Annotated in this window: 14 protein-coding genes and 1 tRNA gene; 6 read left to right on the top strand and 9 right to left on the bottom strand. The window is 60.9% G+C overall.

All coding sequences use genetic code 11. The features are described from left to right. Positions 1–63 precede the first annotated feature (63 nt). From SH664x_RS19190 to SH664x_RS19200, 3 genes are all read right to left on the bottom strand, one after another. A complete protein-coding gene (locus tag SH664x_RS19190) occupies positions 64–639 on the bottom strand; it encodes a hypothetical protein (protein WP_437203616.1) in 576 nt (191 codons plus the stop codon). A gap of 72 nt (positions 640–711) precedes the next feature. After that, positions 712–2715: an RIP metalloprotease RseP gene (rseP, locus tag SH664x_RS19195; protein WP_437203618.1), complete on the bottom strand. Its 2004-nt coding sequence runs from the start codon at positions 2713–2715 to the stop codon at positions 712–714. After that, the gene (locus SH664x_RS19200; RefSeq protein WP_437203620.1) at positions 2664–3863 is read right to left on the bottom strand and encodes a 1-deoxy-D-xylulose-5-phosphate reductoisomerase; all 1200 of its coding nucleotides are present in this window, start codon (positions 3861–3863) and stop codon (positions 2664–2666) included. Before SH664x_RS19200 ends, rseP begins: the two co-directional genes overlap by 52 nt. Positions 3864–4252: 389 nt before the next feature. On the opposite strand from SH664x_RS19200, the gene lpxK reads away from it, so the two are divergent. From lpxK to SH664x_RS19225, 5 genes are all read left to right on the top strand, one after another. Next, positions 4253–5338, top strand: coding sequence for a tetraacyldisaccharide 4'-kinase (lpxK, locus tag SH664x_RS19205; RefSeq protein ID WP_437203621.1), 1086 nt, complete (start codon positions 4253–4255; stop codon positions 5336–5338). 213 nt (positions 5339–5551) lie between these two features. After that, positions 5552–6322 carry a methyltransferase family protein gene (locus SH664x_RS19210; RefSeq protein ID WP_437203623.1) on the top strand — a complete coding sequence of 257 codons (771 nt, stop codon included), beginning with the start codon at positions 5552–5554 and terminating at the stop codon, positions 6320–6322. 471 nt (positions 6323–6793) lie between these two features. After that, positions 6794–8503: a single-stranded-DNA-specific exonuclease RecJ gene (gene recJ / locus SH664x_RS19215; protein WP_437203625.1), complete on the top strand. Its 1710-nt coding sequence runs from the start codon at positions 6794–6796 to the stop codon at positions 8501–8503. Positions 8504–8591: 88 nt separating this feature from the next. Next, positions 8592–13139 carry an outer membrane protein assembly factor BamB family protein gene (locus SH664x_RS19220; RefSeq protein ID WP_437203627.1) on the top strand — a complete coding sequence of 1516 codons (4548 nt, stop codon included), beginning with the start codon at positions 8592–8594 and terminating at the stop codon, positions 13137–13139. Then, positions 13139–14344, top strand: a complete 1206-nt coding sequence (locus tag SH664x_RS19225) for an amidohydrolase family protein (protein WP_437203628.1) — start codon at positions 13139–13141, stop codon at positions 14342–14344. The genes SH664x_RS19220 and SH664x_RS19225 overlap by 1 nt, the downstream gene beginning before the upstream one ends. On the opposite strand, the gene ribD is transcribed toward SH664x_RS19225, so the two are convergent. The 6 genes from ribD to SH664x_RS19255 all read right to left on the bottom strand — a co-directional run bounded on the left by ribD (position 14328) and on the right by SH664x_RS19255 (position 22801). Beyond that, entirely contained in the window at positions 14328–15482 is a 1155-nt protein-coding gene (ribD, locus tag SH664x_RS19230; protein ID WP_437203630.1) for a bifunctional diaminohydroxyphosphoribosylaminopyrimidine deaminase/5-amino-6-(5-phosphoribosylamino)uracil reductase RibD, read from the bottom strand. The two genes, SH664x_RS19225 and ribD, sit on opposite strands and share 17 nt — an antisense overlap. Continuing rightward, positions 15455–15640, bottom strand: coding sequence for a hypothetical protein (locus SH664x_RS19235; protein ID WP_437203631.1), 186 nt, complete (start codon positions 15638–15640; stop codon positions 15455–15457). Before SH664x_RS19235 ends, ribD begins: the two co-directional genes overlap by 28 nt. A gap of 50 nt (positions 15641–15690) precedes the next feature. Then, positions 15691–17820, bottom strand: coding sequence for a hypothetical protein (locus SH664x_RS19240; protein ID WP_437203633.1), 2130 nt, complete (start codon positions 17818–17820; stop codon positions 15691–15693). Between the two features lie 416 nt (positions 17821–18236). Further along, on the bottom strand, positions 18237–19502 hold the full coding sequence (locus tag SH664x_RS19245; RefSeq protein WP_437203635.1) for a hypothetical protein: 1266 nt from the start codon (positions 19500–19502) through the stop codon (positions 18237–18239). A 126-nt stretch (positions 19503–19628) separates the two neighbouring features. After that, complete coding sequence (locus SH664x_RS19250) at positions 19629–22019, bottom strand: ABC transporter permease subunit/CPBP intramembrane protease (RefSeq protein WP_437203636.1); 2391 nt, start codon at positions 22017–22019, stop codon at positions 19629–19631. Further along, positions 22016–22801 carry an ATP-binding cassette domain-containing protein gene (locus tag SH664x_RS19255; RefSeq protein WP_437203638.1) on the bottom strand — a complete coding sequence of 262 codons (786 nt, stop codon included), beginning with the start codon at positions 22799–22801 and terminating at the stop codon, positions 22016–22018. Before SH664x_RS19255 ends, SH664x_RS19250 begins: the two co-directional genes overlap by 4 nt. 580 nt (positions 22802–23381) lie before the next feature. On the opposite strand from SH664x_RS19255, the gene SH664x_RS19260 reads away from it, so the two are divergent. Next, positions 23382–23455, top strand: a tRNA-Met gene (locus tag SH664x_RS19260). Positions 23456–23738 lie beyond the last annotated feature (283 nt).

Consider the following 23738-nt stretch of genomic DNA (forward strand, 5'->3'; position numbering starts at 1 on the left):
ACCACTGCAGAAGAGGAAGCAAACAGACAACCGGAAGCGGGACTGCAGCGGGCACACGCTTCCTCAAACGACTTCCAGCTCGAACGAACGCTGGTAGTCGACTGCTCCCGGCCGTTGTCCCCAGACCTCCAGCCGCCAGCGCACGCTGCGGCGGGGATGCTCCGAGGAAGCCTCCGCCCCTTCCGGAAAGCGGATCGGAACAGCGAACTCCCGAGTGGTCTGGCTGATATCGACCTCTCGGAAGTCACACAGGTTCTGCTGCACCGGATAGCTCACCCGCCGCGGCTGCTGGAGTGGAGTCTCTGTGACTTCACACACGAGATTCACGCGCAGGGAAGCGAGCGAAATCGGCCCTGCCTGAACGAGGGTTGCTGCTGTTTCCTCATCCCGACGGAGAGGTTCTTCGGGGAGCCGCACCGTCGTCGACGGGATGACGGTGCCGAATAACGCGTGCAGGGCATTGAGCAGCATCGCTGCACAAAACACCGCCGGCAGCAGCGACAGCCAGTGCAACAGGCCGTCGTCTCCCCAATAGAAGAGCGCCGCCATGCCCCCAAGGGCCGCTGCGCAAAACAGACTCAGCAGGGAGCGTCCCCCTTCTGTCATCATCGGGCGACGCTCGACCGGTCGGTGTGCCATCTGTTTTCGCGGACAACCCCCGCACGTCTCACCGCCACAGCAGCGCGGCGGCGAACGTGCGAACGGCGCTCATCAGGACCGTTCAACGAACAGGTCGACCCAGATCACGAACATCATCAGGCCGAGAACAAAGGCCAGTCCGAAATAGGTGGCGGTCGCGACGACCTTTTCGCTCGGCTTCTTGCGGGTCAGTCCTTCCCACAGCAGGAAGACCATATGCCCCCCGTCGAGCACCGGAATCGGCAGGAAGTTGATGACCGCCAGATTGATGCTGATCAAGCCGAGAAACAGCAGGAAGTGGGTCAGACCGACACTGGCAAAACTGTAAGCCACCTTGGCGATGCCGATCGGCCCGCTCAGACCCTGATAGGAAATCGACCCGGTGATCAGTCCTCGCAGCGTGAGGTAAATATCTTCCATCGAGCTGATCGTGCTGTGGGCTCCCATGGAGAAGGCCTCGGGAAGGCTCGCAGCCTGGCGTTTCGTTTCCAGTCTCAGGAAGACAAGCCCGCGGTCCGTTGGCAGAAACCAGTCCTCCGCCGCCTGCGGAGTCAGATCAACCGTCCGCTCCTGTGAATTGGTGGCCGACTTGACCGTCATCTGCACCTTGCGGGTGCGGCACTGCTCCTGCAGCGTCCACAGGGCGTGAGCCCAGTTGTGCTTCTTCTTGGTCAGGTCAAATGTCAGATCCTTGTTGTCGTTGATGCTGTCTTTCTTCGCCCCTTCCGAGAGCTGCAGCTTCAGCGACACAATAGTATCCCGGGCCTGAATCCCCTGAGTCGCAGCCGGTCCCCCTGGTTCCACCGAGAAGATGTGCGGAATGAGATGATACGCCAGTCCCAGGCTCGGGACCGAGATCGGGCTCTCTTCCATCAACGGCGGTTCCGACCAGGGATTCGCCGTTTCCGGGACCACCGTCAGCGCGATCACTTCGGGAGATCCGCCGGACACTTCCCGCTGAACCTTCAGCTGGACTTCTTTTCCGGCGCTTTCGGAAAACACTTCGGTCAGCCGGAACGGATCGAGGTCACGCTCAACGTCGAGATCGTTGATGGTGACGAACCGGTCACCTTCGCGGAGGCCCGCCTGCTCGGCAACGGAACCCTTCCGGACCGCCGCCACTTTCCCCATGCCGGTTTTGATCCCCAGCGTCAGGAACCGCTCCGGCTCCAGCGTAACAACTCGCTCTTTCTTGGAATTCGGCTCGGTCACTTTCACCTGGACCGGCTGCGAGCTGCGAGTGCCGAGCTGGTTGATCAGGTCCTGATAGGTCTCTACGGGAACATCATCGATGGCGACAATGGTCTCCCCCGGCTGGAAATCGGCGTGCGAAGCGGCCGTCCCGGGAAGCGATGGCTTTCCGTCTTTATCTTTCTCCCAGTTAGCGACCGTCAGGCTGGGGCTCGGTCCGACACCGATGATGTTGTGGATGCCCGCTTTGATCGGCGTCATCGTCATCCGGAACTCGGTACCATCAGGCCGTTCGCCGTCGATGGTGATCGGGCCGCGAGAAAGTGCGGTTCCACGGAGGATATCGTCAAAATCATTGACTTCCCGGCCGTTGATCGCCTGAATGGCGTCGCCGTTCTTCAGCCCCTGTTTCCAGGCGGGACCACCGGGCATGACCACCCCGGCCACCCGGTCGACCTTCATCACTCCCCAGCTGAAAGCCAGCATGAAGAACAACGTACCGGTGATGATGTTCATGATCACGCCGGCCGAAATGATCGCCATGCGCTGCGGCACGCTTTTGGCCGTGTAGCTGCGCGGATTTTCTGCCACCTGATCATCGGTCATCTGACCAGGATCCATGTCGTCCTGGCCGAGCATCTTGACGTAACCGCCGAAGGGGAGCCACGCCAGCACATATTCCGTTTCGCCCCACTTCCGGGACAGAATCGGCTGGCCGAAGCCGATGCTGAACCGCTCCACGTACACACCGCACCACTTCGCAACCAGGAAGTGGCCCAGTTCGTGGAAGAAAATAACCAGCCCCAGGCCAACTGCGACGGTGACAATATTGATTATTGAAGCGACGCTAAGCAGACCGAGGGTGACACAGCTTGTGAGTTCCAACGCAAAGCCTCCTGACGAGCCCAGCGATCCTGCCGCAGAACTTCGTCGAGAGACGGTTCCGACTCAAAATCGTGGGCATCGAGTATCGAGCGACAGAGTCGCGGTATATCCAAAAACGTCAAATCATCATTCAGAAAACGTTGAACGGCAATCTCATTGGCCGCATTCAGCACAGCTCCCGAGGTGCCGCCGCGACGGGCGATCTCAAATCCCAATTGGAGCGCCGGGAAGCGTTCCAGATCAGGGGGTTCAAATTCCAGCGCAAACCTCTGGGTAATATCCAGACGGGGAAAATTCGAAGACCGGCGCTCGGGCCAGGTCAGCGCGTATTGAATCGGCAGCCGCATATCCGGAGGGGACAACTGGGCAATCACCGAGCCATCCATGTACTCAACCATCGAGTGCACAATGGATTGCGGATGCACCACCACTTCGATCCGCTCGGCCGGCACAGGGAACAGCCACCGCGCTTCGATCACTTCCAGCGACTTGTTCATCATCGTCGCCGAATCGATCGTGATTTTCGGCCCCATGTCCCAGGTGGGATGATCCAGAGCGCTGGCGGCGGTGACCTGCTGCAGCTGTTCATGCGACCATTTGCGGAAGGGCCCGCCGCTGGCCGTCAGAATCAGGCGGCTGATTTCCCGTTCATGGCCGCAGTCCAGAGCCTGAAAAATCGCAGAGTGCTCGCTGTCGACGGGGATCAGTTTCGCCCCGGTCTCCGCAGCCAGACGGGTCACCAGACCTCCGGCCACCACCAGCGTTTCCTTGTTGGCGAGTGCCACTGTTTTCCCGGCGGCCACGGCCGACCAGGTGCCCCGCAGGCCGGCAGCCCCGACAATTCCCGACACGACAACGTCGACGTCGTCAGCAGCAGCACACCGGGCCAGATGTTCTTCCCCGAACAGCAGGCTGACCGACGGAGGAAACGCGTTTGCGGGAAGGTCCTGAGGCTGCACTCCGGTCAGAATGGCAAAATCGGGCTGAAACTCGTGACAGGCGGCCGCCAGCTCCTGCCAGCGGGAATGTGCGGTCAACGTCACGAACCGCATGACATCCGCATGTTGACGGACGACATCCAGACAACTGGTTCCAATGGAACCTGTTGCTCCGAGCAGGACGATCCGTTTCTGTTGTAATGTAGCCATGCCATCCGTGAATGTCAGATCGTCGCCAGACCCCGTCAATGGACGAGAGGCTGACCACGGCACCGAGAGCATTTTGACTTCTGATTGCCCCGTCTTCGCCCCGCGGACGTCAGCATTTCATCCTGCGAAACGCTTGCTGCGCGGGCACTGGAAAAAGCAACCTACTCTAAACTGGTTCGATTCTAGGGGTTCGCAACGAATTGCCGCAACGCCAGTGACCCCGTCCCCTTCCGGCCCCCCCGGGAGCAGTCTTGAGAGGGACCGCCGCCGGGGCCTACACTCCACAGGGATGCGTTCGGCCTCCGTTTCGGAGTCCGCACCGCACACGCACGATTCCACCCCGCGACGCACAACTCTCACAGGCATCTGTTCACCATCAGGGGTTTCGAGTGACGGAGCGGGACTTACTCGAAATCATCTCCGGGCGGCGTCAGTCCCTGTCAGCCAGTGCACTCCGGGGGGCTCTTGCGTTGGCGGCGGGACCCTACCGGTGGGGTGCAGACCTCAAAAACTGGCTGTACGACCGCCAATGGCTCTCCGCTGCGGCAGCTCCTGTTCCGGTGTTCTCCGTCGGCAACCTGACGACCGGGGGGACTGGCAAAACTCCGGTTGTCGCGTGGCTGGTCCGCCAGCTGATCCAGGATGGGCTGCGTCCCGCGATCATCAGCCGGGGCTACCGATCACTCGAAACCGGGGAAAACGATGAAAAGCGGCTGCTCGACCAACTGTGCGCTGGGGTCCCCCATGTTCAGAGTCGCGACCGGGTCCGCGCTGTCCGGGATCTGTTGAACCAGACTCCCGTCGATGCGATTGTCCTGGATGACGCCTTTCAGCATCGACGGCTCCAGCGCGATCTGGATCTGGTCCTCATCGATGCCCTGAACCCCTGGGGCTTTGGCAGGCTGCTCCCGCGTGGCCTGCTGCGGGAGGCCCCCCGGCATCTGCGTCGGGCGAGCGTCGTGCTCCTGACCCGCTGCGATCTGGTCGGCGCTGAAGCGCGTGAACAGCTTCAGCGCGAGGTTCAACGCTGGACCTCAGCCCCGGTGATTGAATCCGGCTTCACCCTGAAGCGGTTCATCAACACCGCTGGGGAAACAATCGTCCCCCGCGAGCTGTCCAACGCCTCGGTGCTCGCCTTCTGCGGGATCGGCAATCCCGCGGGCTTTCGTCAGACCCTCTCCCGCGTCGGGATCGAACTCGCTGATCAGGCATTCAGAACCTTCCCCGACCACTACCATTACACGTCCGACGATCTCAAAAGTCTGGCCGAGTGGGGGGAGGAACAACAGGCAACCGGATTTCTCACAACGAGGAAGGATCTGGTGAAACTCGCAGGCCCTCAGCTGGGCCGGCTGCCGCTGTGGGGTGCCGACATCGAGCTCGATTTTCTTTCCTCGGCCGATCCCCTGCTGCACCGAATGCAGCAGGCTCTGCAGCGCCCCTCAGGCTCTTCCCTCACAGCGAACCCGCGCTGATTCCCGGGTCTCTGGGGCACGCGGAAGATGCGGAAGCCTCATCTTCCTTGCCTGTCGACTTACCGACATCGATCAGGGCGAGGCATGCTGAAAAGTCATCTTCAGGCTGTTGATCTTGACCATTTTCACGCGGAACGCGTACAAGCTCGCCGCGTGATGCGAGAGGATCAAAGAAGACTTTGAGACGGGTTCACAGAAGGTTCCGCTGCTGCCATGACGAACTTAACCGACTCTCTCACTCGACCGGATCCAATCCACTCCGAACTCGAAACTCCGGGAAGTCACGATCTGCTCTCCGCGTCCCTGTCGGCACTCGCTGCGTTTCGAGATCGCTGTCTCCAGCCAGATGCCGGAGCAGACCTCACGGACCTGCGGGTGCGTGATTTCTGGGTCTATCAGATCCGCCTTCCGATCACTGCGGTGTGCCTGCTGACGGGACTGGGACTGACGTTTCTCTCTCCCCCCAGGGTCCCTCAGGGCTGCATGCTCGATGTCTGGCTCAGCCTGCTGGCTGTCGCGTTTCTGGTGGGGGGGATCTCGCTCCGATTGTGGGCAATTGCCAGTATCTACAGCCGCAAGACGTCCGGACTCGTCTCGACCGGTCCGTATTCCCTGTGCCGCAACCCCCTGTACGTCGGCACGCTGCTGATCGTGCTGGGCTATCTCTGCGTCTGGAAAAGCCTCACGCTCACCTATCTGGCGATTCCCGTCGTTCTGCTCTATGCCGTCGGCGTGGTGCCGATCGAAGAACAGGTGATGCTGCTGCGGCACGGCGAGAGCTTTCGCCGCTACTGCGCCGCGGTTCCCCGCTGGATTCCCCGCTTCCGGGGCTACACCAGCGGACCGACCTGCTCTCTGCAAAGTTCCGGCTTCTCGCGGGAACTGCAGTGCGGACTGTGGTGGCTGGTCATCGCGATGCTGATGCAGATGGCGTACAACGCCCGGCTGACACCGAACTGGGTCCATCCGCTCGACCTGCTGTAACTCGCGAGAACATTCCACCCGTATCCACTCTCGGAGGTTCTCCTGCACCGAGTGGGGCATTCTCCGCGAACTCCGTTTTGCAGCGTTTTTACTGAGCGTACCTACTCCGGCCGCATTCTGACATTTTCTCTCTCCGCACCCGCCACACGGGGTCACGAGGCAGGCTGGTCACCTCCCACTTTGACTTGTGTGACGGACTCTGGTGTAATTTCTCCGTAAGCATGACCGCGCCCCGGAGAGGCGGCCTACGCCAGAGCATTTCCACTGTTGATTCCCCATCCTCGCCACAAGGATGGAAGCATTTCACCAGACGAAACGCCTGCTGCGCGGGGACTGGACAGAGCAACCTGCTCGAGCCCTTCCGGAAGTGAAGTATCGAGCGGTCATGCATGGCACGTGAGGGATCGAATGTCGCGTCAGTGGAGGTTCTCAACGCATGACCGGGCGTTGGTCGCACGCATAGCCGGAGGAATGGGCTGTTCTCCATTGCTGGCACAGGTGCTGATTTCGCGCGGCATTGACTGCCCGCTCCGGGGACAGGAATTTCTCTCCGCCCGGCTGGCCGATCTGCATTCCCCGGAATTGCTGCCCGGCATTCCTGAGGCGGCCGATCGCATCGTCTCCGCCCTGCGTTCCAACCGGCGCATTACGATTTATGGCGACTACGACGTCGACGGAGTCACCGCCACCAGCCTGCTCTGGCATTGTCTGAAACTGGCGGGAGGCCAGGTCGACTACTACATCCCCAGCCGGCTCGAAGAAGGTTACGGCCTGAATCTCGAAGCGATTCGAACACTGCACGCGGAAGATCCCCATCGACTCGTCGTGACGGTCGACTGTGGCATCTGCAGCCTCGCTGAAGCGGCGCTCGCGAAAGAACTCGGACTTGAACTGATCATTACCGATCACCATACCCTGCTCGACCAGCTCCCCGATTCCGCGGTCAATGTGCATCCCCGCTTGCCGGGAAGCCCGTATCCCTTCGGAGAACTGTGTGGCGCGGGAGTCGCCTTCAAGCTTGCGTGGGCGATCTGCACCCGGCTCGGTGACGGCACCAAAGCATCACCCCGCATGCGCGAGTTTCTGAAGTCGGCGGTCGGTCTGGCGGCGATGGGAACGGTTGCCGATGTCGTTCCCCTGATCGGAGAAAACCGGATTCTCGTCCGTTACGGCCTGCTCTCCCTGTCCGAAGGCAACGGCCCCGGACTGGAAATGCTGATCAAGGTTGCCGGACTCGATCGCTCCAAGCAACTGTCGACTGAAGACATCGGCTTCAGTCTGGCGCCGCGCATCAATGCCGCCGGTCGATTAGGGCAGGCCCGACTCGCCGTGGAACTGTTGACGACCGATCAGCGCAGCCGTGCCGCCCAGCTCGCGGATTACCTCGATCAGCTCAACAAGAACCGTCAGACCGTCGAACGCAAGATTTTCCGGGAAGCCAAGGAGCAGGTGGAAGCCCATCCGGACTGGCAGGCCCAGGGGGCTCTGGTGCTCGCCAGCGACGATTGGCATCCCGGCGTGATCGGGATCGTCGCCAGCCGCGTCGCAGAACATTACCAGAAGCCCGCCATCATGATCGCCATGAACGGCGAGTCACGCATCGGCCAGGGCTCCGGAAGATCGTTCGTCGATTTTGACCTGCACGCCGGTCTCTCGGCCTGTCAGCATCTGCTGGAAGGCTTTGGAGGACACCGGGCCGCAGCCGGACTCCGGGTCCACGCGGATCGACTTGATCAGTTCCGTTCGACATTTGCAGCGCTGGTCTCCGAGCAGCAGGGAGAAGGGGAATCCCTGCAGCCCGAATTGCAGATCGACGCCGAAATCTCGCTGCACGATCTGTCACAGAGTGCGGTCCGTGAACTGGATCAACTCGGTCCGTTCGGTGCCAAGCATCGCCGTCCCGTCTTCTGCATCAACCGGGTCCAGCTGGCAGATCTTCCCACCACGATGGGAGGAGGAGGCCGACATCTCTCGCTGCGAATCCGGCAGGGGGACAAAGTTCTGCGCTGCGTCGCGTTCGGAAAAGGAGACTGGGCCGAGGAGATGTCGCAACTGCGGGGGGACTTTTCGATCTGCTTTTCGGCAGCCCTGAACTCGTTTCGCGGCTACGAATCGGTCGAGCTGCAGCTGATCGACTGGCGCCGACTGGCGGTCCCACAGGCCCCCACACCCGCCTGCTGAACAGCATTCGGCTTTGACGGATGATCACCTGCCGGTGACAATATCAGCATGACTTTGCGCACTCTCCTTTTCGCACACAGGCAGCGGCATGTCGATTGATCTGCGCCAGCTGGCGATCACAGCAGTGCTGCTGTTCGTCCCGATGATTCCGTTGGCTGAGGCTTACGGGCAGGCGGGAGATCCGGAACGGGCTGAGAACCCGCTGGGGCAGTTCTTCAAGGGGCTCGATCGTTCGATCAAGCGCGAGGCTGAGCAGATTGAATGGGCCAAGAGTGGCAAAGACCAGTTCGATGTCCGTCCCCAGCAGCGGCCCGAAGACCAGCGACGACTGCAGCGTGCCACGGAGCTGATGAAACAGGGACAATGGAACGATGCCATCGAGCTGCTGCAATTCCTCCTGGAGACCCCGGGGGATGCCTTTACGGTTGTCGGCAAGCGTGAATTTCGTTCCCTGCGAAACGAAGTGTATCGCCTGCTCAATGAGCTGCCGGCAGAAGGAAAACGAAACTACGAGAACCGCTACGCGGCCACGGCGCAGCGTCTGCTCGATCAGGCTCGACAGTCGCAGGACGAGCAACTGCTGTCGCAGGTCGCTGCCAACTATCGACTGACACCGGCGGGACGCACCGCCCTCCGACTTCTCGCGGACCGCAGTCGGGACCGAGGTGATTACGGGAACGCTGTCCAGCTGCGGATCTCCGCAGCTCAATGGGAACCAGATGCCCGGCTGCAACAGCAGGATCAACGGATTGCTGCGCTCCTGCTGGCCCGGAGCGGACGCCTGACCGAAGCGGAACTGATGGCGGCCGGTCAGAAAGAACTCATCCCACAGATCAGAAAACTGGCCGGACAGCCAAATTCGACTGCGCCGGATGTGATTGCTCTCCCGGTCCCTCGCAGCCTGCAACTCCCCTCCCCCGCCAACCCAGTCCTCTTGCCGCGCTGGACGGAACGACTGATTGAACGCTATGCGATTCGTGAACGGATCGATGAGCTGAACGACGATCTGCGGGAGCAGAATCGCGCCTTGCTGCCGACAATCACTCCACTGGTTGTCGATGACAAAGTCGCCTTTCGCACCCTGCGCAGTCTGCAGGTCCGCGACACCCGCAGCGGTGCTCTCCTCTGGGAGCGGCGGATGGACGGCAGTCCCGAAGAAATGATGACCAGTCCGGATCCCGCATTCCAGTACGTCCACGATCAGCAGCTGGAGAATAACGCCGCGGAATCCAACTTCTACGAACAGCATCAGGTGACCAGCCTGCTGTACCGTGATGAGATCTACGGCTGCCTGACCAGCGATGGCCGCTCGCTTTATGCCGTGGAAGAACAGGGGAGCGTCTCGTTTGCTGCTCCCCTCTACGCGTGGCAGCGGAATGAAGACAGCTCGGCGGGAAGAGCCCCCTGGTCGACAAACGAGATTACGGCCTACGACCTGGAAACCGGCCGGGTCTGCTGGACCATCGGCGGCAAAGATCTGGAGGAATCGTTTTCCCGTCCGCTGGCAGGGACGTTCTTCTTCGGTCCGCCGGTGCCGCGCGATGGCGAGCTCTATGTGATCGGCGAACGGGGGGGAGAGATTTCCCTGTTCTGCCTGTCCGCACAATCGGGGGAACTGAACTGGTCGCGGGGACTGGCTGCGGCAGCGCGCGGGCTGGGTGAAGATACGACCCGTCGATTCTGGCCGTGCCTTCCGCTGGTGCAGGATGGTCTGGTCGTCTGCCCGACCACGAGCGGCTGGCTGATTGCCCTGGAGCGCATGACCGGCGACCTCAAATGGGCGTTCCGGTATCCCCCCCGCATGGAAAACAGTTTCCGGGGCCGCAGCGACTATTCACTCCACTCGATCGAAGAGTTGAATCGACGCTGGATCGCCAACTACGTCCTGGCCGATCAGGGTCGTCTGGTCGTCGGTCCGCCCGAGCTTCCCGATGAATTCGGCGCGGTCCAGCCGATGCTGTTCTGCATTGATCTGCAGACCGGAAGCGAACTCTGGCGGCAGCCGAAAAACGACGGTCTCTATCTGGCCGGACTGTACGACCAGCAGGTGATCTGTGTCGGCAGCAACACCATCGTCGCGCGGCGCCTCGCCTCCAAAGGGGATGCCGCATGGACACTCCCCTTATCGCAGCGTCCTTCCGGTCGGGGCATCATCATCAACGGGAAGCTGTTCCAACCGGTCAACGGGGGAACCTTGTTGACGATCGATCTGAAGACAGGCAAGCTGGAGAGTGAGACGACGCTTCCGGGGGACAACCCGGGCCTGGGGAATCTCGCCTGGGCCGGAAAGCAGCTGATCTCGGTCTCCTACGAAGATGCTCTGGCGATCCCCGCCTCGGCTGCAGACAGTGCCGATCCGGCTTCGCCCGGCCTGCTCGCCATGCAGGAACTGCAGGCGGCCCAGCTCCTGCTGGCCAACGGCGATTCCGAAGCGGCGCTGCAAAAACTGCGGTCGCTCTCGGGAATCGCTCTCCCGGCACCACTCCGCAAAGAACTCGAAACCGCAGAGTTTCAGGCGCTCGTCAAACTGATCCGCAAATCGCCCGGGCAACGGGATCGTCTCCTCGACGAGATGCGGCAACTCGCTTCGCAGCCGGAACAGCAACAGACCCTGCTGCGGCTGGAAGCGGAGTTTTATGTCGCCGCGGGAGAATGGGAATCGGCGGTCCCGCTCTGGTTCCGGTTACTGCGCGAGTCTCCCCCGTCGACACGCTTTGAGGAAGAGACCCGTGAAATCCGGATTGATGCCTGGGTCGGCGGACGGCTGTTCGGGGTCTTCCGCTCGTTGTCCGACGAACAGAAAGACCGCTTTACGTCGCTGCTGGAGACGAACATTGAACAGCTCCCGCAGTCGCTCGAAGTCCGACAGCAACTGGCGATTGCACTGGCGTTCCATCCCCGCGGACACCGGATCGAGCTGGAACTCGCTCGCGAGGCGGAACGGGCTGGAGATCTGCCGACGGCAATCCTGCGTCGCCGACGGGCTGCGGACTCCACGGACCCCCTCCTGCAGGCGGAAGCGCTGCACGAACTGGCCACCCTGTACACCCGTTTGCAGTGGCGAGCCGATGCCGTTGACTGCTGGCAGCGGCTCCTCACCCTGCCGGCGCATCAGCTGAAGAAACAGGGCCTGCTGAACGCCGCCCGCGAATCGCTGGCAAAAGCGGAGGCCCTCCCCGCAGCTCCACCTGTGAAGTGGGCTTCAAACTGGGAAGTCGTCAGTGGCGGACCGGTTGGTGAACAGGAAGGACAATTGCCGATCACCCCTGTCGGTCAGGGAGTCCATCAATTCCAACGCTGGAGAATGCTGCACGATGAAAGTTCACAGCGCATCCGGTTCGAGGACCAGCACACCGGGAAACTCCTGTGGTCCTTTCCGTTGCGCAGCGCTCAAGGCATGGAGCATCATGCCAGTACCGGAGTGCGGCTTGTCGGTCCCTTCTGCCACATCATTCATCAGGGAATGCTGCAGACGCTCGCCTGGCCGGGGGAATCGGTCCGCTGGTCCTGGACCCCCAACGCCCGGGGCTCGGCGACCGGCCGACTCGCCGGTGTGATGGACCGCTCGAACTACAATTTGCAGTCGATCAGTTCCTTCACCAGCAATCATCTCCGGACCTATCGCAATCCGTCGGGATATCTCCTGGCGGCGAACGATCACGCCTTGCTACTCCTGTGCCGCAGCTGGGTGGCGCTCGATCCCCTCACGGGCGAGGAGCTGTGGCGTGACAAACAGGCCCCGGTCCGCGCTGTCGCCCATGCCCTCGGCTCTGACTGGTTCGTCACCCCCGTCGACTCGGTGCTGCGACTGCGATCCCCGATCGACGGATCGCTCTACGATGATCCGGAAATTGACAAGCAGCTGAAGCGGGCAGTGCTGATCGACGGGAGCGATCTGGTCCTGCTCGACAGCCATCAGAGATCGCTGCAGACCAAACAAGAGTGGACACTGCAACGTGTCACTCTGGAAGGTCAGCAACTCTGGTCGGTGCAGCTTCCGCCCGAAGCCGAACTGACGCAGCCTGATGCCGATCACCTCTTCTGGTTCAGCCGGACGCACGGGTTCGAGTTCGTCGATCTCCACAGCGGCGCCCGCACTCCCCTCCAGAACGCGCCCAAGATCCCGACGGGGACCAACCGTAAGATTTCTGTCCTGTCGGATGACGAACGGTTTTACCTGTTTATTGATGAAGGAGAGGTCCACTTCGTGTACGTCAACGGGCCCTCGATTCGGGTGACCGGCACGATCGACGCCTTTGATCGCTCCGGAAAGAAGCTCTGGAATCGCGAAATCACTCCGCTGACTAAGCCCGAAGTGAGCGAGAAAGGACAGGAAGAGGACGCAATCGAAACCAGGAAGTGGGTCCTGAATCTGCTTGTCCAGGACTTTCAGCAGATCCCGCTGCTGCTACTTGTTGGTGAGCGCTCCGGGCGCAGGGGCGAACTTTACTTTCAGCAGCTGCGGATCGTCGGCATCGACAAGCGGACCGGCGACCTGAAGTGCGACTGGTCACGCCCCACGGAATCGAGCGGCTTCGCCTATCTGCATGTGGACCTCTGGCAGAAGCTCATCGAGCTACGAACGTATCACGAGCGTTTTTTTGTTCAGCCTCAAGCAGAATCGACGGATCAATAATGCGGCTGCGTGCGCGGTGGATTTTTCCCGGTGACTCCCCACCAATTGAAAATGGCTGCATCGAAATTGCGAACGGACACGTGCAGCGACTCATCGACGAGTCTCGCGCTGCCGATCTTGATCTGGGGCAGATGGCCATTATTCCGGGGCTGATCAACGCGCATACGCATCTGGAGTTCAGTCACTTCACTCAGCCGTTGCAGCCGCTGGACCAGTTTCCCGAGTGGATTCGCAATGTGATTGCCTCGCGCAGAGACTTCACGGGTTCACCCGCCCATTCGCTGCAGCGGGGACTGACTGAATCCCGGCACAGCGGCGTCACCGGCATCGGAGAGATCGCCACGTCGAACGAGCTCTGTCGCGACGTGTTCCGTTCTTCCCCGATCGCCCCCCGCACTCTGGTCTTTCGCGAGATTCTGGGATTGCACCCCGATCGCATCGAGTCCCAGCTGGCAGAGGCCAACTCCTTCCTCGCACAACAGCCCACCCCCGAACCCATGCAAAGAGGACTCAGCCCGCACGCGCCGTACTCGCTGCACCCGGATCTGTTCCGGCGGCTCTGTGACGTTGCGGGGAACAGACGGGTCACCGTCGCCATGCATCTCGCGGAATCTCCCGCGGAGCTGCAACTGCTCCGGTCGGGAGATGGTCCGTTGCAGGAGCTGTTGACGGCACTCGGCATCTGGCAACCGAAGGAGTTCCGCACCCGGCTCAAGCCGTACGATTTCCTGCAGCGACTGTCGGAGCTGGAACGGGTCCTTGTCATCCACGGCAATTTTCTGGATGAAGACGAAGTTCAATTACTCTCGCAGCACCCGCAAATGTCCGTGGTCTACTGTCCCCGGACACACGCTGCGATGCAGGAGGGTCAACACCCGTGGCAAAAGTTGTTGCGGGAAGGAATCAATGTGGCGATCGGCACCGACAGCCGCGCTTCGAATCCCGACCTGTCCCTCTGGAATGAACTCCGCTTCCTGCAACAGCAGCACCCCCAGATTCCGGCGGAAGAACTGCTGCAGCTGGGGACCCTCAATGGGGCCCGGGCCTTGGGCTGGACCGATGTCGGACACCTGCAACCGGGAGCAATTGCCGATCTGTGCGTGATCCGTCTGAACCCAGAAGATCAGCACCACCCGAACCAGCTGTTTCAGGGAGAGGTCTGCGGTGTGCTGCAACAGGGGACCTGGGTCAGGTCGATCGTCTGACTCGTCCACGCAGGTAAAGATCACCGTCCAGGATCTCGACCGTCGGCTGCAGCAGACTGGAATGCTGCGGCATCTCCATCAGTCCGAGCCCGCCGATCGGCGCCAGAGCGGTCGCTCCTCCACACAGTTTGGAGGCGATGAAGCAATGAACTTCATCGATCAGCTGCAGATCGTGAAAGCTCCCCAGAACTCCGCTCCCTCCTTCCACCAGCAGATTGGTCATCCGGCGACGCCCCAGTTCCTTGAGCAGCGCGATGAGGTCCACGCGATCGTTTTCGGAATGTGGGCAGCACAGCACTTCCACTCCCGCACTGGTGAGCGACTCGACCCGCTCGGGGGGCGCGGATCGTCCCGTCACAACAAGCACCGGCGCTTCGCTTGCGGTTTGAACCAGCTGGGAAGTGAGGGGTAACAACGCCTGACTGTCGAGAACGATCCGGGTCGGCACGCGAGGGCCGGGGGGCCGGGCCGTCAGCAACGGGTCATCCGCACGCACGGTCCCTAGTCCTGCCAGAATGCCGTCCATCCTCCCTCGCAGCGCGTGCACTCGAGCACGCGAAACGGGATTGGAAATCCAGCGTGAGGCTCCGGTGCGGGTCGCAATCCGGCCATCCAGCGTCATCGCCCACTTGGCATGCACGTACGGCCGCTCCTGCGTAAACAGGGTTGTGAAGGGGGCCACCAGTTCCTCGGCAGCTTCCCGACACAGCCCGACGCTGACCTCAATGCCTGCTGCGCGCAGCTTCTGAAGTCCCCCGCCCGCTGTATGCGGGGCCGGATCCGGGACCGCCACAACGACCCTTTTAATTCCGGCCGCGATCACCGCGTCGGCACAGGGGGGAGTCCGGCCAAAGTGGGCGCAAGGCTCCAGAGTGACAAACAAGGTCGCTCCGCGGGCGCGGTCTCCCGCCTGCTGCAGCGCGTGCACTTCTGCATGGGGGCCTCCATAACGCTGATGCCAACCTTCTCCCAACACGCGATGGTCATCATCCACAATCACCGCCCCGACAGCCGGGTTCGGCTCCACCAGGCCGATACCCCGACGCGCCAGCGACAGCGCATGCTGCATGATGCGTTCAGCGACGTCCGTTTCTGCAGACGAAGAAGTATTCAGATCATCGGAAGGAGCGTGATCCATGAGAAACCGGTCTGCTGCAAGGGCTGCTGGATCGCAAAAAAGGGTCCACGTTCCATCGCGATTTCACCGCCGGCGATGGTGACAGAACGCAGAACGTCGGCAAAGAGAACTTTCGCAAAAGCTCTTCGCCGACGCTCTTCGATCGTACTCAGAATCACGAGAGTGAGTGTTTCCTTCAATGAAACGCTGCATCCCGTGAGGCATGGCTCTAATCAGGCAGCCAGAGCTTCGATGCCCCACCAGCGGGAGCCGCTTCCGCACTCCAGCCTGACGCCGACGACCCCGCCATCTCCGGCGTGAGGATCGCAGAATCCCAGGGGGCTTCGATTTCGAGCGTCCGGACAAACTGATCCAGATGCTCACGCACTTTCGGCAGCTTGGCTCCGTAGTAGTTCCACAGTTCCAGCAGCAGTTCACGGAAGCGGGGATGTTCGACATCGCGGGCCCGGAACGAGAGCTCGCGCATCTTCCAGACCAGCTGATGTTCGAAAGCCCCTGCCCGGGCTTTGGCCATCTGGAATCCACGCTCGAGCCAGGCCAGGGCCTCTTCGTCACGAAGCGACCGACCGCAGATGTCGGAAAGCAGCACCATCGCCTGCTCCGCTTCCGCCTCATGATTCTGCACCAGCGTCGGTCGGTGATCGACGAACTCGGTCAGCACGCGATACGCCAGATTGCAGTTCTTGGCGACCAGCGCCCGCTGACGAACGCGTTCGAACTGATCGTCCGGCAGATTGCGGATATCCAGTTGCTGAAACTGGGAAACGGATAGAGTGTTGAGGTCGAATTGCGATGTCGCACTGATCGGCTGCGGCGCGGGAACCTGAAAACGCTCCCAGAGTTCTTTCTGGTCGAGCATGACCTCCTGACGATCGAGAATGGCGTCGAGAACGCGAATGGCCGCTGCCAGCGGAACCCGCAAGGCGGCGTCGCCGATGGCGGCCTGCGGGCTTTTTCCCCCCAGAGCCTGCTGCGGTGTGGAAGGCCATGTCTCGTTGATCGACTGGGCGATGGCGGCCCGACGAAGTTCGTGACGCTGCCGTGTCGGGAAGCGGGGGGGGAAGAAGATCTGTTCCATCAGCTTCACGTCGTCCAGTGGAACGGTGCTGATGACTTCCCCTTCCTCGTCCGTCTTCTCGGAGAGCTTGATCAATTCTCCGCCGGCCTGTTCGAACAGCCGGATCGACTCATTGAGTGCGTCCCCTTCCAGACCGGTCAGATGAGCCAGCGCCGGTGCATCTTCGGTCTGATCGACCAGGGCGATACGACCAATCGTGCGCGGCAGCGTCTGCAGCGTCAGAGAAGCCGTTTCACTTTCCGGCGGCAACGGACGATCGAGAATGTCGTAAGCGGCAGCGAGCCCTGTGGCCATGGCTTCCGCATCACGCGGGACCCGGCAGACACGGTCTTCGTTGTCGAGGCGGGTCAGCAGTCGCGACAGGGATTCGACTTCGTAGGTGCGGAACACGTTCTTGACCGAGTTCTCGGGCAACTGGCGCTCCAGCAGCTGCGCGAGCGTCTCGACGTCGACAGCACGATCGAAATCGCTGTACAACCGAGCGGCCTGGTGCAATGCGGCGGCGGCCTCTTTTTCATTTCCATCCCAGGCGCGCATCAGACCGATCGTATGCCACAGCTCCGGGGAATCGGCATGTGTGGCCGTGATCTGCTGCAGCAGGTCTGCCGCTTCGGAGAAACAGCCATGCATGTACAGCCGCTGGGCCTTTTTCGCCTGCGCAGCGACATCGGCCGGGGCTTCATAGTGCGGCAGGGGATGAGCACCGCGCAGCGGATATGGGACGCTCGTGTCGGAATCGAGTTCCAGCATGGCCCGAATGGTCCGCTGCCGTTCGTGCTCACCTTCGAGCCGCAGCACAATGGCCATGTGCTGCCGGGCCGCCATGTCGTGATTATGATCGAGGTAATACGAGACCAGCTTGCCCGCCAGCAGGGCCACGACGCGCGGTTCGGCCGTCATGCTCTTGAGGAAAGCGCGGTGAATCACCTTCTTGCACGATTCGATCGGCTCGATATCGGTCATCGCCAACGCCAGCAGGGCATTGGAGAGAGGTTGTTCGGGGTTCTTACGCAAATAAGCGACGAGCCCATCCCGGGCTTCCACAGCGCGTTCATCGCTGAAGAGTGCCAGCGCCCGTTGGTTCACCAGCCACGCATTGTCGGGAAAGTCTTTCAACAGCTTATCGACAAGCTGCAAGGCCATTCGCGGCTGGTTATTCTCCTGCAGCCGCTCAATCTTCCCCATCTCCGGAAGAATCGCCTGACAGCAGAATTTGACTTTTTTGCCGCTGCCACAGGGGCAGAGTGCGTAGGAATCCATGAACACGGTTCTCCTGTGAGTGAGCAGCCGGTCTCAGTTTCCCTCGGAAATGCTGACGATCCGGCGCCGCAATATGAAAATCTTCTGATGAATATTCGTTTGATGTAATTGCAGTAGAGACAACGGCTTGAGGCTGTCTGCCAGAGACCGCATTTCCGGATCGCGGCCCAGATTCGTGCCCCCCGGAAACTGCCACTTTAATCAAAGGGAGGGGGAATTCACAGGCAGCCTGCGAGTCGCCGCCCCCTTGCGCTGGCCGCTCGCAAGTTCCGGCAGCCAGAGCACTTTGACTTTGGAATGCCCCGACCTCGTCAAGTGAAGTTGTTCGCTGACTCACGCGGGCTCCACGTTCCCGGTGGGGAACCGGTGCAAGACGGGTCTGAAAGAAACGCCCATGCAGCCCGTTGCCCCTCCGGTCAGGTGCCGGTCCCTTCACTCGCATCGCGGGGGTAGCTTTCCACCACGTCCCCCCGAAGGTGAAATGTGCTCCACGATTTCCACTTCTGGATGGCTGCCGCCCGGGCTTCGATCGTGGGAAAGTTCGCCGCATTCGAGGCATTGGTGGAGCGCCGGTCGAGAAAACCGTAGTCCGCCGCCTTCTGGCCTGTCAGCTGCACCAGTGCATACAGGGCCACATCTCCCAATTGCAGATCCGGCGGACGAACCACGCCCGGCCCTTTGCTGTTCTGCACCCGCGAGGACCGGGACAACACCATCCCATCTTCAATCAGGGGATGGAGGACTTCGATGGCGCTCTCCCCACCCCGTTTCGCCAGAAAGTCGACCGCTTCACGGGTGAGCTGAGGATTCTGTGCACCGTGACGGGCCGCCAGCACCTCTTCTGCGACAGAGAACCCGACCTCCAGGTTGAATCGTCTCGACATCTCCATCCGGCTCATCAACGAGGAGCCGACTTCAGACCCGACCCAGTGCCCGATCAGGCCGTGCATGGCCCGGACTTCCGGAGATTTCTCGATCATGCTGGTGACGCGCTGGTCCGTCAGCAACTTGTCGATCGTGTCGACGGCGATCGGGCTTGCCTTGTACCGGGGATGCGTTGCCAGCAGAACCACCGTCGCCACCGAGGCGAGATCGAGCTCGCGCGGATTGCGGCGATCGATCGCCGTCCGCAGTTCCAGGCAACGCTGCTCCAGTGCGGAGCCCCACCCTTCCGGCACCCGGACCGTCAGCATCCACAGGTCGGTTTCTTTCTGGATCATCCGCACGTACAGATTGCGGGCGGCAGGACCATCCCCCACGATGCCGTGATAAAACTCCCAGTGAGGCGCGATCGAGGGTGCCGCCTGCCAGGGATTTTCGCGAATCCAGTCGGCCTGCTCGGTAAAGGCCATCTTCTGCAGTTGATCGAGCAGCATCCGCGATCGATGCCGGACCTCAGGATCATCTGACTGCGCGGCATCCCCGACCGCCTGCATGCTCTGCACCCCCAGTTCCAGCAACTGCCGCTGCGCGGCAACACGCTGTTCAAACTGGGGATGGCCGAGTTGGCGAATCAGCTGCGGGACGGACTCCGAGCCGAATCCGGGGGTTGCCCGAACCGCCAGAATCGTCAGACAGACAATGATCGCGTGACGCAATCGCATCAGCAGTAAGCCGTCGTGCACGTCGAACTCGGAGACATTCCGCCCGGCGAGAACCGGCTGCGGAGGGACAACCTCCATGATCCGTTGCAGCCTCCCCTCTGGCAAGATCAACCTGCCATCCACACTCCCGGCGGCACGTGCGGCGCCGGTTTCTGCAACCACGGCTCCGCGCAAGAGATCCCGGTTCCAGACAGAGGAGACGGTTTACAGCACTCGAGCCGGGGTTCCGCCCACGAACGGTTCCACTGGAGCAGGAGCCGGCACCGTCTGCGGCCGGGAACGGATCAACCAGATGAGCAGTGCGGTCGCAATCACACCGCAGACCAGCAGAGTCGAGCTGCGGAACTCCAGCTGCTCGACCCCCTCTTCGGTGGAGAGAGTCAGAACACGCTCCCAGCCGGTTCCCCGCAGATCAGCAATCTTGAGTCGACTTCCAACGACCTGCATCCCATTGAACAGGAAGTGAAAGATCACCCCGGGGAGCAGGCTTTGGCTGCGGATCGCCAAGAGACCGAGCACCAGTCCCAACAGAGCGGCGTTGACCTGCATTTTGGGAATCATGTGAATGAGCCCGAACAGCAGCGATGAAATGACGATCGGCAGCACGGTATGCCGGGAACGCTGCAGGCCGCTCAGGATGAATCCCCGAAAGGCGAACTCTTCACAGACCGCCGGAGCCAGAGCAAATGCCGACAATGACAGCCAGAACGGAACCTCGGACAGCCCCATCGCCTGCATGATTTGTGAAACCCCCGGCGGAGGGGGAGGGAGATGCGGATCGAGCAGCTTGAGCAGTTCCGCCGTGAGTGGGAGCAAGGTCACCGCGAGTCCGACCCCCATGACGACAAATTTCCAGGACGGGAGGATGAACTTCATGGTCCTGCGAAAATCACTGGTCAACAGAATCGCCATCAGCAGGGGAGGCACGCCAATCGTCGCCACCAGAAACACGAACTGCGCTTTCACCATGCTGACGGGACTGGACAGGCTGTCGGCCCCCTGCATGGAAACCAGAAACACGAACTGCAGCAGTGCAATGATCACAAAACAGACCGCCGCCTCCGCGAAAGTGGGCGTCGGTTCCTTTTCCCGCAGCAGATGCTTCAGCCACAACCCGAGTTCAAAACGTTCCGCTTCCCGGAATAGGATGTCCTCGCGTTGAAACTGATCAATCGCCCACCAGAGAGCCATCAGACTGTAGGCGAAGCTGCTGACCAGCACCGGGATGGCATACAATCCCGCCGCCGCGGTCGAGGTCCCTCCCAGCAACAGCGCTTTCAGCAGCAGCGCCGGACCGATCACCGGCAGCACGCTGTAATAAGCTGTCAGCTCGATCCCCGGGTTGAGACAGAACACCGTCAGCCCCATCGTCACCATGAGCAAGGGGGTCAGATAATACTGCCCTTCCTTGCTGCTGCGGGCGAACATGGCCAATGACAGGCTCAGCGCGCTGAACAGCGCCGCCAGAGGAATCGCCAGCAGAATCACCCAGATGAGTGATGAGAACGGGGGAAAGGAGAGGTCTCCCAGGGGGGCCGATTTCACCGATCCGACTGCGGAGAGCATGTGCTTTCCCGTGAACCCCATGCTGGTCAGATTCAGCAGCGCCGTCATCAGGCTGAATCCCATCACCGTCAGAAATTTCCCGAGCACAATTTCCGTACGGGTCGCCGGCGAGATGAGGAGCGTTTCCATCGTCCCCCGCTCTTTTTCTCCCGCGCCCAGGTCAATCGCGGGATAGAACGCGCCCGTGACGGACATAATCACCAGCAACGCCGGAAAGATTTTACTCCAGACGTTGGCCGCCAGCTGGTGGGCCTCCGCCAGATCGACCGAGGTGACCGGCACCGGATTGGAAAGGTTGAGCGGCAGCTGGGCCGCCCGCAGCCGGACTTCCAGCAGCGCTTCATCCCATTTCCGCAGAGCCTTCCGCACCCGCTGATAGGCGATCTCGGATTTCTCATCTGCGCTGTTATGCAGAATCACCGGTCGGGGAATGTCGAGAGTCCCGCTCCCCTCCTGCTTGAGACGAAGTTCGTCGCTGACTTTTCGGTACTGTTCACCGAAATTCCGGGGAAAGACGATCAGCACCTGTGCCGGAGCTTTCGAGAACCAACTTTCCACCTGTTGCCGGAGTTGCTTTTCTTCTGCCAGCAGGTCAGCACCCTCGGGCGCATCGGCAGGGAGCCGATCGAGCTGCTGCTGCACACTCGCCAGCTGTTCAATCTGTGGCCGCTGCTGTTCCACCTGCTGGAGATAATTCCTGAGCAACTCCTGGTCTTCAGGAGGCTGTGCCTCCAGTGCACCGGGCCGATCGGTGATGACATCCAGTTTTTCGACGTCGGCCGGATGTTCAAAATAGGTCGAGTCAAAACGATCACCATCCAGCAGTGAGGGCTCGGGCAGCTGATCCGCTCCGACGATCACGACCTTCCGGGTCTGTTCGGAAAACGTCACCGTCATCTGCACCATGCCAATTCCCAGTGCGGGATACAGCAGCAACGGCAGCACGGCGACCATGAACAACGTCCGGCGATCGCGGAGCTGATCACGGACCTCACGCTGAAAGATCAGCTTGATATTCTTCCAGCTCATGACTGCGCAGTCTCCGCTTCCGCACCGGACACGGCAGCCGGTTGCCGGTCAAAGTCTCTGATCAATTTGAAGAACACCTCTTCGATGTCGGGCTGACCGAACTCGGCCGCCAGTTCCGGGACCGTCCCCGTCGCGAGAATCCGCCCGCGATGAATGATCGCGACGCGGTCGCAGAGCTTTTCCACTTCCCGCATGATGTGGGTGGAAAAGATGATGCACTTTCCCTGTTCGCGCAAACTGTCGATCGTTTCCAGGACGGCGCGGGCCACCAGCACATCAAGTCCGGATGTCGGCTCATCGAAGATCAGCACCGGTGGATCGTGCACGATCGTGCGGGCAATCGAAACCTTCTGCTTCATCCCGGTCGACATCTTGCTTCCCAGGACATCGCGAATTTCATTCATCTGCAGGGTCTGAAAGATCTCTTCCAGCCGGGCCCGCAGTCGATCATCGGGAATGCCGTACAGCTTTCCGTAATACTCCACCATCTCCCACGCGGTCATGCGGTCGTAGATGCCCGTGTTGGAAGACATGAAACCGATGTTGGCCCGAACCTGTTCGGGATGCTGCACGACATCGTGCCCGGCAATGTGGGCAAAGCCGGCTGTCGGCTGCAGCACGGTGCTGAGAATTCGCAAACAGGTTGTCTTGCCGGCGCCGTTGGGGCCGAGCAGCCCGAAGATCTCGCCGGCTTTCACTTCGAACGAGACATGATCCAGCGCATAGGTCGGCCCCCGTTTGAAGTCATCGAACTGTTTGGTCAGGTCAGAAACGCGAATCATGCGATGAAAGCATTCCGTCAGTCAGACAGTTTCTCCCGCGGGCAGAGAGAGTTGTCTGGAAGGTGATACGAATCCATTCTTACTCTCGAATCCGGAAGGGGATGCCCGCCGGGGAGCATCCTTCCCGGGATTATTCGAATGACAGACCTCAAGAGTCCGTTTTTTCTTCTTCGATCCTCGGAAGGAAATCCGGATTCATTCGGACCGGAGTCCGATTCGCCGGACTGTGACTGAAAGATGTCAATTCGCCACCAATTTTTCTATCCCGAGAGGATTGTGATTTTTCACCGGCCCGTTCTTACCACGCAGAGAGGGGCTGTGACCGTCACACGGCTGGCAGCGCGGGAACCGCCATGAGCAACCGGCGCCTGGCAAATCCGGAGCGGACGACCGGAAGAACGGAGTTCAGGCAGCCGCCCCCTTCATTCCGGCCTCCCGATTGTCTGGAATTTAACGATCCGGCGGACTCATCAAACAACGTGGGGACGGAGTTCTTTGCGATTCGACGCCAAAACCCCCAGATTCCTCCAAAAAACTGGGTCGACAATTGCCCGGCGTCCGATACTATGGGTCTACGCAACGCGGGGTGGAGCAGCCCGGTAGCTCGCGAGGCTCATAACCTCGAGGTCGTCGGTTCGAATCCGGCCCCCGCCACTTTGACAGATTTCCCGAAACCGTTTTGATTTCGGAAGTTCGTCACCCATTCGAAGAAAGCCGAGGTCACAAGCCTCGGCTTTTTGCATTGGGATTCTGGTTCGGAAGCTCCCCCTCCTCCGACGGGCGAGAGCATTGATCGCCGCTGCCTTGCCACGCGGATGCCAGCAATTCGCGAAACGAAACTCTTGTTGCGCGAACACGGGAGAGTTTTGCTGACGCCCCCCGCGGGAAGTCCCCTCCACAACCGGTAACGTCGGCCGAGACATGTTGAAAGGGGACC

Source organism: Planctomicrobium aquicomposti (genome assembly GCF_051466325.1).
GTDB lineage: Bacteria > Planctomycetota > Planctomycetia > Planctomycetales > Planctomycetaceae > Planctomicrobium.

Excerpts from the sequence above, each read along its gene's own strand:
- SH664x_RS19220 (WP_437203627.1), top strand. The coding sequence starts at position 8,592 with ATGTCGATTGATCTGCGCCAGCTGGCGATCACAGCAGTGCTGCTGTTC.
- SH664x_RS19190 (WP_437203616.1), bottom strand. The coding sequence starts at position 639 with ATGGCACACCGACCGGTCGAGCGTCGCCCGATGATGACAGAAGGGGGA.
- SH664x_RS19200 (WP_437203620.1), bottom strand. The coding sequence starts at position 3,863 with ATGGCTACATTACAACAGAAACGGATCGTCCTGCTCGGAGCAACAGGT.
- SH664x_RS19240 (WP_437203633.1), bottom strand. The coding sequence starts at position 17,820 with ATGGATTCCTACGCACTCTGCCCCTGTGGCAGCGGCAAAAAAGTCAAA.
- SH664x_RS19255 (WP_437203638.1), bottom strand. The coding sequence starts at position 22,801 with ATGATTCGCGTTTCTGACCTGACCAAACAGTTCGATGACTTCAAACGG.
- ribD (WP_437203630.1), bottom strand. The coding sequence starts at position 15,482 with ATGGATCACGCTCCTTCCGATGATCTGAATACTTCTTCGTCTGCAGAA.
- SH664x_RS19245 (WP_437203635.1), bottom strand. The coding sequence starts at position 19,502 with ATGGAGGTTGTCCCTCCGCAGCCGGTTCTCGCCGGGCGGAATGTCTCC.
- SH664x_RS19225 (WP_437203628.1), top strand. The coding sequence starts at position 13,139 with ATGCGGCTGCGTGCGCGGTGGATTTTTCCCGGTGACTCCCCACCAATT.
- recJ (WP_437203625.1), top strand. The coding sequence starts at position 6,794 with ATGGGCTGTTCTCCATTGCTGGCACAGGTGCTGATTTCGCGCGGCATT.
- SH664x_RS19210 (WP_437203623.1), top strand. The coding sequence starts at position 5,552 with ATGACGAACTTAACCGACTCTCTCACTCGACCGGATCCAATCCACTCC.
- SH664x_RS19250 (WP_437203636.1), bottom strand. The coding sequence starts at position 22,019 with ATGAGCTGGAAGAATATCAAGCTGATCTTTCAGCGTGAGGTCCGTGAT.